Origin of the sequence: Citrobacter sp. RHBSTW-00944, from assembly GCF_013615435.1 — a bacterium.
GTDB classification, from domain to species: Bacteria; Pseudomonadota; Gammaproteobacteria; order Enterobacterales; family Enterobacteriaceae; genus Citrobacter; species Citrobacter braakii.
This window is the reverse complement of record NZ_CP055418.1, coordinates 4,287,613-4,301,653: the sequence shown is the minus strand read 5'-3', so window position 1 is coordinate 4,301,653 and position 14,041 is coordinate 4,287,613. Positions and strand designations below refer to the sequence as shown.

Sequence of the window (14,041 nt, the reverse complement as noted above, 5' to 3'; positions counted from 1 at the left end):
CGTGAATGCCTGGTGGCGCTGGGCTTACCAGGCCTGAGGATTGCAGTATAAGCCGGATACGTCTGTTTATGGCGTTATCCGGCAAATCGACAATCTTAAATGCCAGACTCCAGAATACGAATACTCATGTCCAGCACGTCGCCTTTCACGGCTTCGCTATAGGCTTTCATATGCGGTGTCTGCAAATGCGCTTCAAGATGCGCAATGCTTTCCCACTGTTCAACCATCACGATTGAGTCCGGGGCTGTGGTCTGAAAACTGACGCCAGCAGCATGATCGACCATCGGCGCGTAGCCGTGGCAGCCTTCTTCTTTCAATACGGTTGGAACGATTTTAGCGAATTGATCCAGTACCGCCTGGCGGTGATGTTGACCTGGACGTGTACGGATTTCTGCAATAACGGTAAGCATGGTTAACTCCTTCTAATTCCAGGTTACCAGTTAACCAAAAATTTCGTTCAGATGCTTGCGATATTCTGCGATATAACGCGGGACGTCCGGCATTTTAATCACGTCATTGGTGATAAAGGTCGGCAGCGCTTCCATTCCCAGGAACTGGTTTGCTTTATGGAACGGGAGATAAACGCCATCAACGCCAACGCCATGGAAGAACTGATCTTTTTCAGTAAAAGCTTCCATCGGTGCGTTCCAGGTCAGTGACAGCATGTATTTTTTGCCCTGAATCAGCCCACCGGAGCCGTATTTTTTAGACGCATCTGAACGCGTGCGACCATCGCTGGCGTACAGCGTACCGTGACCTTCGGTAAACACGTCATCAATGTATTTTTTCACGGTCCACGGCGCACCCATCCACCAGCCAGGCATTTGCCAGATAACCACATCGGCCCAGACGAAGTTCTGTACTTCATCAGGAATGTCATAGTCGCTGTCGGCGCGCACGATTTTAACATCATGCCCGAGGTCGCGCAGAAGGCCATCCGCGACCTCGGTCAGGGTGTCGTTTAACTGACCGTTGGAGTGGGCGAATTTTTTCGCACCATTGATAATCAGAATGTTGCTCATTTTGTGTCCTCAGGGAAATACGTTTGAAGACGATTTTACCCCTACCAGCGACGCGGTGAAATTAGCAAAATGTGCAAAGTCTTTTGCGTTTATAGCAAAAATGGTTTTAGCAGTGAGCAATCAGCTAATACTTAGCTAACTATAGAGCATATTCGTGCACAGGCTTTAGCTTACAGGAAATTGGCTGGAAGAAGTCGGGTTTGCAGCTCTTTGAGCTGCGTTGTTACGGCTGGCCAACTTGTCATCACAATCAAAACCTCTCATTACCACCGCTCACCACAACTAACTAAGCAGGAGTTAATCATGGCTGAACGCGATTCTACGCCAGAAGTGACCATTTCCAAAACCCAGCGCCGTCTTAAAGTCGGCTATGTCAGAGCACGGCACGAAGATCGCACAACAGGTATAGCCCGGTATTATTCACAACATCCCAGCATTGCTTTAAAAGGTGACTGGCTGAAAGAGGCGGGTTTTGACACCGGGCGCAGCGTAACGGTGAAAATATCGCAGGGGTGCATTGTGTTGATGGCGGATAATAACGAAGTGCAGGAACTGCGCGAGCAACTTTATCAGGTGCGACAGGTGATGAAGGGGATTAAGGAGGCGGTGGTTTAGTAAGCTAAACAGTAGAAACTAAATAAAAAATAAGCCGGGAAGATTTAATTTCGCTCCCGGCTTTACGTTAAATTTTATTCATTGCCTGATTAATTTCAAATACTAAAGAATCAATATCTCCAGCACTTCCACTATAAACAGGTTCTTCCCAATCAAAATCTTTTATCAGATAAATATAAAACTTACCGTTTATATCAAAAGATGGTCGCCATCCGACATCAAGAACATATCCATTGGGGAATTCAACTTGTAGCATATCTTCTTTAAGAGAATCTCGTTGCTCGTCAAGTAAAATATCCTTTTCTAATGAGAGTTCGCTGAACACGACCTCTCCCTTTTTTATTGAGAAGTCAATGTTCATGGTGTTGTTAACCTTGTGAATTCATCTATAGATATTGGATGTCCATGAATTGTTCCAGCGCTAAGTTCAACTCTCATCCACTGAGATGGTTTACCCTCACTGGCTCCAATAATTTCACCCATGTCTTTTACCTTCCAGGGCTTACCATTCGTGACAGAAGTTCCTGTATTAAAGACATCATATTCTACAGATTTAATATTAACATCGGGTTTATATTTTGCCGGTCCTGTTTTAGTGGACTTAATTATATCCTTCCAGGATTTGTTCTTAGGAGGGAAATGCTTATAGTTGTGAGGCGTCCACTCTGGCTGTTCTACCTCACCACATTTCAATCCTAACGGATCAATCCACCCCAACGGATTCGGCGCATACTGATAAAGATTCAGTCCCCCCGCCAGCCCCACCGGATCAGCACACAGATACTGTCCACTTTCGCAATCATAGTACCGGAAACGGTTATAGTACAGCCCCGATTCCACATCCTCATACTGCCCCGGAAAACGCAACTGGCAGGTGGGCGCATCTTCTTTGTTCCGGCTTTCCTCCCGGCCCCAGAGTTTCTGCTTACCGCGCCAGACAATCTCCCCGTCTTCCGTTACCAGTTCCTGAACCCGGCCGACCGCGTCCGTCACCGCATAGTGCAGTTGCCCTTTCTCATAGCGCGCCAGTGGGGTAAAACTACCCGGTTCGTATATCCAGCGGATAGCGTTTTCATCGTCAGCTTTACCGTCGGCGCTGACCGGTATTTCTTCGGTCAACTGGTCTCCGTTCCAGTGAAAATCCATTCCGGTTTTGTTGTGGCTGGTACAGCGCTTGCTGATGCGTCTGCCGAACGGGTCATATTTATATACCCAGCGTTCGCCTTCCGGTGTCTCCAGGCCGGTAAGCTGGCTCCTCGCATCCCAGCGGTAGCGCCAGAGAAGAGGGCGGTAGCCTCCCTTATCGACGGCTTTCTCCATCAGACGCCCGTTAAGGTCATATTTCCAGGTCACATCCTCGCTTCTGATTTTGACAAAATGCCCGTCTTCCGGTTTGCCGGTTTCCGGGTTGATGCGCGAGGTGAGATGCCGGTATGCTTTGTGCTCTCTGGATACCACCCGACCATGCTGTTGCTGCTGATGCGCTTCGCTTTCCATCACCTCGTTCACCCACGTCTGACGGCGGGCGATATTCAGGTTCTGGTCGTAGGTGAAGCGTTCTTCCCGCATCAGGGTGCTGCCACTGCCCGTCCAGGTGGCATGGTTAATCTGGTCGTTCGCCGTGAGACTGTTGACCATCGTTCCCCGGTGAGAGTCGGATATCATCGTCAGGTTGCAGGCTTTATCGTACAGCCACTGGCGGCGCAGGGTGTTGTTATGCTGATAATGCGGGTCACACTCAGTCGGGTCGCCGAGCTGCTGCTCTGTCAGCATCCCCGTTGGTGTGTAACCCTGCTGCTGGTCGAATCCGGCAGCGCTGTTTCGGCGGGTTTCCTGACCGCGCAGGTCGTGCTTAAAGGTCAGCGGTACGTGACCGGCTATCCGCCACTCTTTCAGTTCGCCCATGACTCCACGGCTGAAATGCTCCGTGATATCGGCGGTGGTGCGCTGTGCGACATAATCCTGCTGCGCATCGTACTGGTATTCGGTTCTTCGGCCATTAATCGTTTCGGCGGTTACCCGGCAGGCATCGTCATATTCATACGTGACGGTGGCATCGGCGTTTTTTGCCTCCACCAGGCGGCACAGCGTGTCATAGCGGAAGGTGGTGTGACTGAGTGTGCGGTCGCTGTCGCCGTGCGTGACTACCTCATCCGTCACCTGAGCGGTGACGTTATAGCGGCGGTTGAGATGTGTGCCGTCCGGGAAAGTGGTGCGGATGCAGCGGCCTGCGGCGTCATACTGATAGCGTAGCGTGCGCCCGGTGAAGTCGGTTTCGGCGACAAGCTGCCCGGCCTTGTCGTATTCCAGCCGGTAATGTTCACCTTCAGTATTGATAATCCCGGTCAGGCGGGTGAGTTTATCGTTGCGGCATTCCAGCCGTTCGCCATCGGGCCGGATAACTGCGGTCAGCAGGTCAAACGCGCCATACTCGTAGCGGGTGGTTTTGCCTTCGCCATCGGTAAAACTTTCCGGCAGCTTTTCGCTGTTCTGCCGCATCAGTTCGCGCACACCGTCCGGGCGCTGGATTTCTTCCACGCTGCCCTGCGGTCCGGCATGCGTTTTACTGTGTCGGAACTGCGTGGTGAACCCCAGTGGGTCTTTCACGCTTAACAGACGGCCGAGAAAATCCTGTTCCGTCTGCGTGATGCCACCATTGGGTGCAACGGTCTCACGAACCTGGTGCAGCGCATCGTGGCTCCACTGCCAGGTTATACCGCCCGGCATAATGCGTTTAAGTAAATCCCCCTGTTCGCTGTAGCTGAACTGCTGCTTTCGGCCATGTGGGTCGGTGAGACTGACCATACTGCCGTGGTCATCATAGTCCCACTGCCAGACCAGGTCGCCCGGTATGGTCAGTTTTGCCAGTTGCCCGTTGTCGTTATACTCATAGTACAGGCTGTAACCACCCGGCAGGGCGACACGGCTGATATCGCCTTCTTCGGTGTAGCTGTATTCGGTGGCTCGCCCCAGTGCATCGGTACGGGACTGGAGCCGTGTGTTCTCCCATAGGGTGGTTTCTTCCCGCCCCAGCGGGTCAAGGCTGCGGGTGACCAGGCCATCTTCGTTATACCAGTAGCGGGTTTCACCACCTTCGGCGTCGATATAAGTGGTGCAGTGCTCTTCGTCGTTATAGACAAAACGGTCGTCGTAATACCCTTCTGTTGACTGAGTGCTGATGGTCCGGCCCTGATGGTCATAGCCAATATCGACGCAGGTTCTGGCCGTATCTTTCCAGCGGGTCATAAACCCTTCCGGCGTATACTCATGCCAGAGATGGGTGAACTGGAAGGTATTACATTCGGCAAGATAACCGTTACTGTCATAATTACAGGTCACCAGACGCTGACGCTGAGGCTTCACCAGGTCAATACTCATTAGCTGGTGTTTCTGCCAGTCAAGCGCCAGCGTGTAACCGTCGCTGTGACGGATTTCAGTCAGCAGGCCTCCGGTGCGGATGAATTCAATCCGGTTGCCGTGGCGGTTATGGATGGTGGATAACTGGTAAGCACCACTTCCTGTCAGGGTAAAAATCTGCGTCCGCTGCGAACGGCGATCAAACATGACTAGTTCGCTAGCCATGTCCCCCGACAGCCGGTAATACGGCTGTCGGGAGTTCACTAAACCATGAAAAAGTCCGTCTTTTGGGATACGGTACCAGATCTCCACGCCTTCATTGTCGGTAAAATGCAGGCGGGTGCCATGAACCGTCAGCGAGCATGACCACTCATCGGTCCATTTTTTACCGAATATCCCGCCGCCTGTCGCCTGCGAGCGGTAAAAACGTGAGAGCGCGAGCGGCAGGGAACCGGGCAGGGAAAGCACGCTGAACTGCTGGAGAAAATCGCCGCTTCCGGCATCCACAGGTTCGCCGGGAAGAGTGCAGTCTTTACCGCACACACCATCTCCTGGATCACCATTTCCCTCGGTATTACTTTTGACAACGGCGCCGTCGTTACTTTCAGGCACAACATTATCTGCCACTTTATCCATTTCATTAGCGTCATTTTCTGCATTTTTTACTTTCAGTAGATCGGCAGTGAACTCACCGACATTTTCCCCTTCTTTCGCAAGCTTCCTGGCAACCCTCAGGGTTTTGGCGAGCGCGAATCCGCCCCTGACAAGGCCATACCCCCCCAGCGCCAGAGAGCTATAGTCATAAATTTTTCCGCCGAGTGCCTGAGTGTCGTTATCCATCTCCAGGCGATACTCATCCAAGTTAAAATCACCGGCATGCTCCCGAACCTCCGCTCCCAGGTTATACATATCTCTGCCCAGCGCGTCCTGACCCGTGGCTGAAAGTATGGCGGCATTCATCTGCATTTCCCCGGCCTGCTGCATCACCGCACCCTGGCCCATTATTGTGACCATATCAGGGAACTGATTCCAGAAGGCTTTGGCTGCGCCAATCGTCAGATCAAGCTGTACCGGGGCCGCCTCTATCTGCGCCTGGTTTCTGTCCCTCTCGATCATCAGCATCATGTCCCAGAAGTTCAGCTCTTCTTTGGTTTCCGGTTCTGGCTTTGGATCGGCCTGGCTGATCGGCGCACTGGCGGCGGGCGGCTGACCGATAATCAGTCCCGTGGTATTACGGGCGTTCATCCAGAACTTATCAAAGTGACGCAGAACCGGTTTTCCAGTGACTCTGAAGGTGGTGCTGTGCTCCAGCGGCTCGCAGATATCCCCTACCGTACCGCTTTTCACTCCCTTCGCCACACCCGGCTCATCGCCTTTTGTCGAGGGAACGAAACTTTGACCGAGGACCAGCACCGGATGCCCGTTCGCTTCGACTGACGGTACGATCAGCACCGCATCACCCAGACTGGCAGTGACAGGATAAGGAACCGGTGGCGTGGCGGGGCCCATCGGGGTTTTACAGACGTCCGGAGTCAGGCTGACGACTGTCCACTGCCCGTCCTGACGGGCGATATAGTTCTTCGCCATCATTGTTCTCCTGCAACGTGATAACGGGCTTCCATCACCCGCACTGACGAATTAAAGGGCAACAGATAACGCCAGGTCTGTTCGACAGTCAGCGCATCTGTGTCAATGAGCAGCGTGTCGGTCCACATCATCTGCGGAATACACTCCCCGGAGTCCATCCGTAGCAAAATGCCGGCCTGACTGGCGGGTAATGTAAAAGTGATATCGCCATCAGGATGAAGGCCACTCAGGGTGAGCGTTGTTCCGGGGCGGGGGAACGGAATTTGCTGGTCATGCGGGGCCGCGTTCCAGTAGCGGAAATCAAAATCTTCCGGCAGGCCCGGATGGCGGTTTTCCAGCCATTCCTGATTGTAGGTTCCGGCGAGCGGCAACCGGGGGAGCCATGTGCGGCCTGTGGCACCAAAACCGGCAGGTTGGTATTCCGGGGCTGACCAGTCAGCGTTATCGCCGGAAACGTCAATAAAATGCGCAAGGGTGAACGGTGTGTCCGTGGCAATAATCCGCGGGGCTTCGACCTGCTGTACTTTGCTGGCCCGCAGATACCAGGACGTCATATAACCCAGCCCCAGTGGATTGACTGGGCAGACGGTGTGCGCCAGCGGGAGATTATCTTGACCAGGATGTCCGCTGCGTTGCGTCTCTGTCAGGCGATAGGCTTTCGGGATGCGGTCAGCATAATCGCAGTTCGCCTCCACACGGCATTCACCCCCAAAGGCGTAGTGATAATTCAGTGGCAGAGAGGTGAAAGGTTCTGGTTCCGTTTCGTACCATTGCCCGGTTAACGCCTGATGTTGGTAAAAACGCTGACCGGTTATGCGCAGTCTTTTGTCCAGTATCACGTTACCGGATGGGGCGCGTATTAATACCCCCGCCTTCATTTCCGGCACCGCGATACCATCCGGTGTGTAAGCCGTGCCATTTACGAGGATATCGCAGGCGGGTTTCAGCGGAGCAAGGTCACTTTCCTGTCTGACCGGAGAGATATTCATTTCCCCGAAAAATTTATCTTCCAGGCATAACGGCAGCGTCGGATATTCCATCAGCAAAGGCCGCCACTGGCCATCATCGTCCGGCACAATACGAAAACCGGTTTTCATGGCAATGACGTGATACCGTACGCCATGAATATCCTCCATGGCGTACTCCATCACTGAGAATGGTGTCAGATTACGAAATTCCATTTCATTTATACCTGAGTGATATTGAATTATGATTGTTATATTGCTGGTGCTTATTAATTAAATGTGCCGCCATTATGAGAATAGCAATGATTAAAAACCTGTTCCTAAATATGTTTGTTGATATTCGTCATGGTCGCGATTTTTATTTTTAATTATTTGGCTGTAAATGAATTATATAGGGGTGGTGTGCTTATATATTTAAATTTTGTATGAGTGAATTATTGTTCTTATTTGTTGTAAATATTACCTAAAAATAATGGTTCATTCTTGTTATTTCTATTTGTGGTATGAGGTAATTAGTTTTAACTTATTCGGAGGATCGATGTGACGAACCTCCGAATCATATTGTTACCACTGCACCGTTACCTTAAAGCCACCTTGCGGAGCGTTGCCAAACGAGGCTGACATTCCATGCAATATTGCGATACGGCGGACAATCGATAGGCCAAGACCGCTGCCGGTCACGCTTTGTCCCGGTGGACGATAAAAGCGTTCCCCGATGTGCGTCAGGACCTCTGGCGCAACGCCAGGACCATTATCCTTGACGCTAAAATTACGGGCGTTGAGCGTCACTTCCACAATGCTACCCCGCGGGCTGTAGCGGATCGCATTATCCAGCAGATTTCGTACCATCAGGCTCAGTAACAGCGGCTGTCCTGTGCGCATGATGTTATGCGCGTTAATCTGCAAACGCACGTCGATGTGCGCCTGCTGGGCTGGATGGTAGATATCCATCACCGCGGATTGCAAAAGCTCCTCCAGCGAGATTTTCGCCACATCCTGAAGATTGTCGAGGGAGTCGAGGCGTGAAAGCGTCAGTAACTGATCGACCAGTCGGGTGGCGCGTTCAATTCCCGCATGCAACTGTACCAGCGCTTTTTCCCGCGTTTGCGTGTCGTCGTCTGACAGTTGCACCACTTCCGTTTGTACTTTCAGCGCGGTCAACGGGCTGCGCAGCTCGTGGGCAGCATCAGAAGTGAAACGCCGTTCGCGGACCATCATGGAATGGGTGCGGGTAAACAACTGATTGAGCGATTCAACTAACGGGCGTACTTCGCTTGGCACACCTTTCGGATCGAGCGGCTCCTCCGATTCCGGTGAGCGCCAGCGCAGAGCCTGCGCCAGTTTTTTTAGCGGCCTGAGTTCACGGCTAATCATGACCACCAGGATTAGCAACATCAGCGGCAGCGCAATCAACCACGGTGTTAACTGGGCGGTGACGATCGACAGCGCCATATCCTCTCGATACTCCCACTCCTGGCCTACCACAATGCGGTATTTGCCGTCAGCGGAATTCAGCCACAGAAAACGCCATGCGTCATTGTCCCCCTTGAGTTGGCCATCGGTAAAGCCTTCGCGGGTGTAGCTGTAGGGAATATCCTGGCCGTTGTCGCCATCGTGCAATACCATTTTGCCGTCGATGGTGAAGATGGCAAACGTCAGCGCGTCGTCATCAATATGGCCGTGTTTGAGCTTCTTCGGCGTGCGAGCCATATTGCTTGAGGTGGTGACGTCGCTGATATCCAGCGTGCTGAGCCGCTTGGCGAACAACATCAGTTGGGTATCAAACAGCTCATCGACATTATCGGTGGTCTGCTTCCAGGCTACAAAGCTCGAAACGGCCCAGGTCGCTGATGCCAGAATCAGAAAAATAAGCGTTAGCCTGACGCGCAGGCTGAGGCGTTGTGTGAGTTTCATGCGTCACCCAGGGTTGTAGCCAATGCCATGCACGGTACGGATAAAGTCGCTGCCGAGCTTACGGCGTAAGTGATGGACGTGTACCTCAATCGCATTGCTGGAGACGGTTTCGTCCCAGGTATACAGTTTTTCTTCAATCAGTTTGCGGGGCAGGACGCGACCCTTATTGCGCATCAGCAGCTCCAGTAGAGCGAACTCTTTGGGTTTGAGAGACAAAGGCTCATCTGCCGACGTGGCAACCAGCGCGCCGGGATCGAGCGTCACCTGACCATGGCGCAATATGTTGCTCGCCTGGCCGCTGGCACGGCGCACCAGCGCCTCCAGCCTGGCGGCAACTTCGATCAGCGCAAAGGGTTTGCACAGATAGTCATCCGCGCCGAGACGCAGACCCTCAACGCGTTCCGCCAGCGCGTCGCGAGCGGTCAGAATCAGCACTGGCTCCTGCTTCCCGTTGGCTCGCCATTCGCGCAAGATGTCCCGTCCGTCGATGCCTGGCAGCGTCAGGTCGAGGATCACCGCATCATAAGGGGCGCTATAGAGCGCTTCTTTCCCCTGTCGACCCTCGGTAAACCAGTCGATGCTGAATCCCATTTTACTCAGACCTGTTTTCAGGCCGTCGCCGATCAACGTGTCATCTTCGATCAGTAAAATACGCATATGTTCTTCCCTGCAGCCGCTCTCATTATCGTCAGTAAACCTTGTGACTACAGCCTCTGTACAGCAAAAAAAGTATCTTTTTTTGCCTTAAGAACTTGTTAAGGATTAACTTATTTAATAGTCGTAAACCAAAATGAAAGGGAGACATGACGATGAAAAAATTAGCTGCAATGGTTGCCGTAATGGCACTGTGTTCCGCACCTGTTCTGGCAGCGCAGCAGGGCGGTTTCTCTGGACCGACAACCACCACGCAAAGCCAAAATGGCGGATTTGTCGGCCCGAATGGTAGCAGCGCGACGGTAGAAAGCGCCAAATCACTGCGTGATGACACTTGGGTTACCCTGCGCGGGAACATCGTTGAGCGTATTTCCGACGACCTGTATGTGTTTAAAGATGCGACCGGCACGGTGAATGTGGATATCGACCACAAGCGCTGGAACGGCGTAACCGTCACACCGCAGGATGTGGTTGAAATCCAGGGTGAAGTGGATAAAGACTGGAACTCCGTTGAAATCGACGTGAAACAGATTACCAAAGTTGCCAAATAATCCCCATCAGGGCCGCACTCGTGGCCCTTTTCTTTGTGACTCAACACGCCAGATAGGGTAGTATCTGCGGCAATATTGCCCTTCAATAGAGGGGTACAAAGTTGAGGAACCACGATTAATGAGCGATATGGCAGAGCGCCTGGCGCTGCATGAATTCACGGAAACCGCCTATCTGAACTACTCCATGTACGTCATCATGGACAGGGCGTTGCCGTTTATTGGCGATGGTTTGAAACCCGTTCAGCGTCGCATCGTGTACGCGATGTCCGAACTGGGGCTGAATGCCAGCGCCAAATTTAAAAAATCCGCCCGTACCGTCGGTGACGTACTGGGTAAATACCACCCACACGGCGACAGCGCTTGTTATGAAGCGATGGTGCTGATGGCGCAGCCGTTCTCTTACCGCTATCCGCTGGTTGACGGGCAGGGGAACTGGGGGGCGCCGGACGATCCGAAATCCTTCGCGGCGATGCGTTATACCGAATCCCGCCTGTCTAAATATGCGGAAGTTCTGCTGGGTGAACTCGGCCAGGGAACGTCGGACTGGGTGCCAAACTTCGACGGCACCATGCAGGAGCCAAAGATGCTGCCTGCGCGTCTGCCAAATATTCTGTTGAACGGCACGACCGGTATTGCCGTTGGTATGGCGACGGACATTCCGCCACACAACCTGCGTGAAGTGGCGAAAGCGGCGATTACCCTGATTGAGCAGCCGAAAACGACGTTGGATCAGTTGCTGGACATCGTGCAGGGGCCGGATTACCCGACCGAAGCGGAGATCATTACCTCGCGGGCAGAGATTCGTAAGATTTACGAAAACGGACGTGGCTCTGTACGTATGCGCGCGGTATGGACGAAAGAAGACGGCGCGGTGGTGATTTCCGCACTGCCGCATCAGGTTTCCGGGGCAAAAGTGCTGGAGCAGATCGCCGCTCAAATGCGCAATAAAAAGCTGCCGATGGTAGACGACCTGCGCGACGAATCGGATCACGAAAACCCGACCCGTCTGGTGATTGTCCCGCGCTCCAATCGTGTGGATATGGAGCAGGTGATGAACCACCTGTTTGCCACCACCGATCTGGAAAAAAGCTACCGTATCAATCTGAATATGATCGGTCTTGATGGTCGTCCGGCGGTGAAAAATCTGCTGGAGATCCTCACCGAATGGCTGGCGTTCCGCCGCGATACCGTACGTCGTCGCCTGAACTATCGTCTGGAAAAAGTGCTTAAACGCCTGCATATCCTTGAAGGTTTGCTGGTGGCATTCCTCAACATTGACGAAGTGATCGAAATTATTCGTCATGAGGATGAACCTAAGCCCGAGCTGATGTCGCGGTTTGGCATTTCTGAAACCCAGGCTGAAGCCATTCTTGAGCTGAAATTGCGCCACCTTGCCAAACTCGAAGAGATGAAAATTCGCGGCGAGCAGGATGAGCTGGCGAAAGAGCGCGATCAGCTGCAAGGCATTCTGGCTTCCGAGCGTAAAATGAGCAACCTGCTGAAGAAAGAGCTGCAGGCTGATGCCGAGGCCTATGGCGACGAACGCCGCTCTCCGCTGCAGGAACGTGAAGAAGCGAAGGCGATGAGCGAGCACGACATGCTGCCGTCAGAGCCAGTGACCATTGTGCTGTCTCAGAGTGGTTGGGTGCGTAGCGCGAAAGGCCACGACATTGATGCGCCGGGATTAAGCTATAAAGCGGGCGACAGCTTTAAGTCTGCGGTGAAGGGTAAGAGCAACCAGCCAGTGGTGTTCGTGGACTCGACCGGACGCAGCTACGCCATCGACCCGATTACGCTGCCGTCGGCGCGTGGACAGGGTGAACCGCTGACCGGGAAGCTCACGCTGCCGCCGGGCGCGACGGTTGAGCACATGCTGATGGAAGGCGACGATCAGAAACTGCTGATGGCATCCGATGCGGGTTACGGTTTTGTCTGCACCTTCAACGACCTGGTAGCTCGTAACCGTGCTGGTAAGGCATTGATTACGCTGCCAGAAAATTCGCGCGTTATGCCGCCGGTTGTGATTGAAGATGAAACCGATATGCTGCTGGCAATCACCCAAGCCGGTCGCATGTTGATGTTCCCGGTAAGCGATTTGCCGCAATTGTCAAAAGGCAAAGGGAACAAGATTATCAATATCCCTTCAGCGGAAGCGGCGAAAGGTGAAGATGGCCTGGCGCAGCTCTACGTGTTGCCGCCACAAAGCACGCTGACTATCCACGTCGGTAAGCGCAAAATTAAACTGCGTCCTGAAGAGTTGCAGAAAGTGACCGGCGAGCGTGGCCGTCGCGGTACGCTAATGCGTGGTCTGCAGCGTATCGATCGCATTGACATTGACTCGCCTCGACGCGCCAGTCACGGCGACAGCGAAGAATAACGCTACCGTCCGGCTCTCCCTGTTTTAGCCCGGGGAGAGCCAACGTTAAAAATTCCCGTGAAACCGTTGTTTATTCGTGCGTTGCGATTAACAATACGCTTTTCCAGAGAGCCGCCCTTAACAAAGCCCTAACCTGATACTGCGTGATGAATCAGGTGACGTAAAATGCCAGGCTCTTAGGCCTCAGAGGTTGTTATGCTATATATTTTTCGTTTAATCATTACTGTTATTTACTGCGTTCTGGTCTGTATTTTCGGTTGCATATACTGTCTGTTCAGCCCACGAAATCCAAAACACGTCGCAACGTTCGGTCATATGTTTGGCCGCCTGGCTCCCCTTTATGGCCTGAAGGTTGAGTGCCGCATGCCGGCAGACGCGCAGAACTATGGTAATGCTATCTATATTTGTAATCATCAGAACAACTATGACATGGTTACCGCTGCGAATATTGTTCAGCCGCCGACGGTGACGGTAGGTAAAAAAAGCCTGTTGTGGATCCCATTCTTCGGGCTGCTGTACTGGTTAACCGGCAACCTGCTGATTGACAGAAACAACCGTACCAAAGCGCACAGCACCATTGCGGCGGTGGTGAATCATTTCAAAAAACGTCGTATTTCTATCTGGATGTTCCCGGAAGGAACGCGCAGCCGTGGTCGCGGTCTGCTGCCGTTTAAAACCGGCGCGTTTCATGCGGCGATTGCGGCGGGTGTCCCGGTTATTCCGGTGTGCGTTTCAACTACCTCGAACAAGATAAAACTCAACCGACTCAATAATGGTCTGGCGATTGTAGAGATGTTGCCACCGGTAGATATTAGCCATTTTGGGAAAGATCAGGTTCGTGAACTGGCAGCGCATTGCCGTACGCTGATGGAACAAAAAATCGCAGAACTCGATAAAGAAGTTGCTGAGCGGGAAGCCGCCGGTAAGGTTTAATCCGCGCAATTCGGGTTTGTTACAGGAAAAGATTTCCTGCGTGTTAATCGCCAGTTTTTCATGGAG

At 52.7% G+C, this 14,041-nt stretch carries 11 protein-coding genes; 4 read left to right on the top strand and 7 right to left on the bottom strand.

All coding sequences use genetic code 11. The features are described 5' to 3' along the window. Positions 1-95: 95 nt before the first annotated feature. Complete coding sequence (locus tag HV334_RS20825; RefSeq protein WP_016154515.1) at positions 96-410, bottom strand: putative quinol monooxygenase; 315 nt, start codon at positions 408-410, stop codon at positions 96-98. A 30-nt stretch (positions 411-440) separates the two neighbouring features. Beyond that, positions 441-1,022 carry an NAD(P)H-dependent oxidoreductase gene (locus HV334_RS20820; RefSeq protein ID WP_019077693.1) on the bottom strand — a complete coding sequence of 194 codons (582 nt, stop codon included), beginning with the start codon at positions 1,020-1,022 and terminating at the stop codon, positions 441-443. Between the two features lie 303 nt (positions 1,023-1,325). Here HV334_RS20820 and HV334_RS20815 point away from each other — a divergent pair, with 303 nt between their 5' ends. Continuing rightward, the gene (locus tag HV334_RS20815) at positions 1,326-1,637 is read left to right on the top strand and encodes a SymE family type I addiction module toxin (protein ID WP_181220854.1); all 312 of its coding nucleotides are present in this window, start codon (positions 1,326-1,328) and stop codon (positions 1,635-1,637) included. Between the two features lie 67 nt (positions 1,638-1,704). Here HV334_RS20815 and HV334_RS20810 read toward each other — a convergent pair whose 3' ends face one another. The 5 genes from HV334_RS20810 to qseB form a co-directional block, all read right to left on the bottom strand. Continuing rightward, complete coding sequence (locus HV334_RS20810) at positions 1,705-1,962, bottom strand: hypothetical protein (protein WP_249415039.1); 258 nt, start codon at positions 1,960-1,962, stop codon at positions 1,705-1,707. 32 nt (positions 1,963-1,994) lie between these two features. Further along, entirely contained in the window at positions 1,995-6,584 is a 4,590-nt protein-coding gene (locus HV334_RS20805; RefSeq protein ID WP_249415038.1) for a PAAR-like domain-containing protein, read from the bottom strand. Next, positions 6,581-7,762: a DUF2169 domain-containing protein gene (locus tag HV334_RS20800; RefSeq protein ID WP_181220852.1), complete on the bottom strand. Its 1,182-nt coding sequence runs from the start codon at positions 7,760-7,762 to the stop codon at positions 6,581-6,583. Before HV334_RS20800 ends, HV334_RS20805 begins: the two co-directional genes overlap by 4 nt. 348 nt (positions 7,763-8,110) lie before the next feature. Then, on the bottom strand, positions 8,111-9,460 hold the full coding sequence (gene qseC, locus HV334_RS20795; RefSeq protein ID WP_181220851.1) for a quorum sensing histidine kinase QseC: 1,350 nt from the start codon (positions 9,458-9,460) through the stop codon (positions 8,111-8,113). Positions 9,461-9,463: 3 nt separating this feature from the next. Beyond that, positions 9,464-10,117, bottom strand: coding sequence for a quorum sensing response regulator transcription factor QseB (gene qseB / locus HV334_RS20790; protein WP_181220850.1), 654 nt, complete (start codon positions 10,115-10,117; stop codon positions 9,464-9,466). 152 nt (positions 10,118-10,269) lie between these two features. Between qseB and HV334_RS20785 the strand changes: the two genes are divergently transcribed. The 3 genes from HV334_RS20785 to plsC all read left to right on the top strand — a co-directional run bounded on the left by HV334_RS20785 (position 10,270) and on the right by plsC (position 13,975). Further along, positions 10,270-10,665, top strand: coding sequence for a YgiW/YdeI family stress tolerance OB fold protein (locus HV334_RS20785; protein WP_016154511.1), 396 nt, complete (start codon positions 10,270-10,272; stop codon positions 10,663-10,665). Positions 10,666-10,783: 118 nt separating this feature from the next. Beyond that, entirely contained in the window at positions 10,784-13,042 is a 2,259-nt protein-coding gene (gene parC / locus HV334_RS20780) for a DNA topoisomerase IV subunit A (RefSeq protein WP_016157479.1), read from the top strand. A 195-nt stretch (positions 13,043-13,237) separates the two neighbouring features. Then, entirely contained in the window at positions 13,238-13,975 is a 738-nt protein-coding gene (gene plsC, locus HV334_RS20775; RefSeq protein WP_016154509.1) for a 1-acylglycerol-3-phosphate O-acyltransferase, read from the top strand. Positions 13,976-14,041: the final 66 nt, after the last annotated feature.

Bases quoted from the DNA above. Each gene is read 5' to 3' on its own strand.
- HV334_RS20825 (WP_016154515.1), bottom strand. From the start codon at position 410: ATGCTTACCGTTATTGCAGAAATCCGTACACGTCCAGGTCAACATCAC.
- HV334_RS20820 (WP_019077693.1), bottom strand. From the start codon at position 1,022: ATGAGCAACATTCTGATTATCAATGGTGCGAAAAAATTCGCCCACTCC.
- HV334_RS20815 (WP_181220854.1), top strand. From the start codon at position 1,326: ATGGCTGAACGCGATTCTACGCCAGAAGTGACCATTTCCAAAACCCAG.
- HV334_RS20805 (WP_249415038.1), bottom strand. From the start codon at position 6,584: ATGATGGCGAAGAACTATATCGCCCGTCAGGACGGGCAGTGGACAGTC.
- HV334_RS20800 (WP_181220852.1), bottom strand. From the start codon at position 7,762: ATGGAATTTCGTAATCTGACACCATTCTCAGTGATGGAGTACGCCATG.
- qseC (WP_181220851.1), bottom strand. From the start codon at position 9,460: ATGAAACTCACACAACGCCTCAGCCTGCGCGTCAGGCTAACGCTTATT.
- qseB (WP_181220850.1), bottom strand. From the start codon at position 10,117: ATGCGTATTTTACTGATCGAAGATGACACGTTGATCGGCGACGGCCTG.
- HV334_RS20785 (WP_016154511.1), top strand. From the start codon at position 10,270: ATGAAAAAATTAGCTGCAATGGTTGCCGTAATGGCACTGTGTTCCGCA.
- parC (WP_016157479.1), top strand. From the start codon at position 10,784: ATGAGCGATATGGCAGAGCGCCTGGCGCTGCATGAATTCACGGAAACC.
- plsC (WP_016154509.1), top strand. From the start codon at position 13,238: ATGCTATATATTTTTCGTTTAATCATTACTGTTATTTACTGCGTTCTG.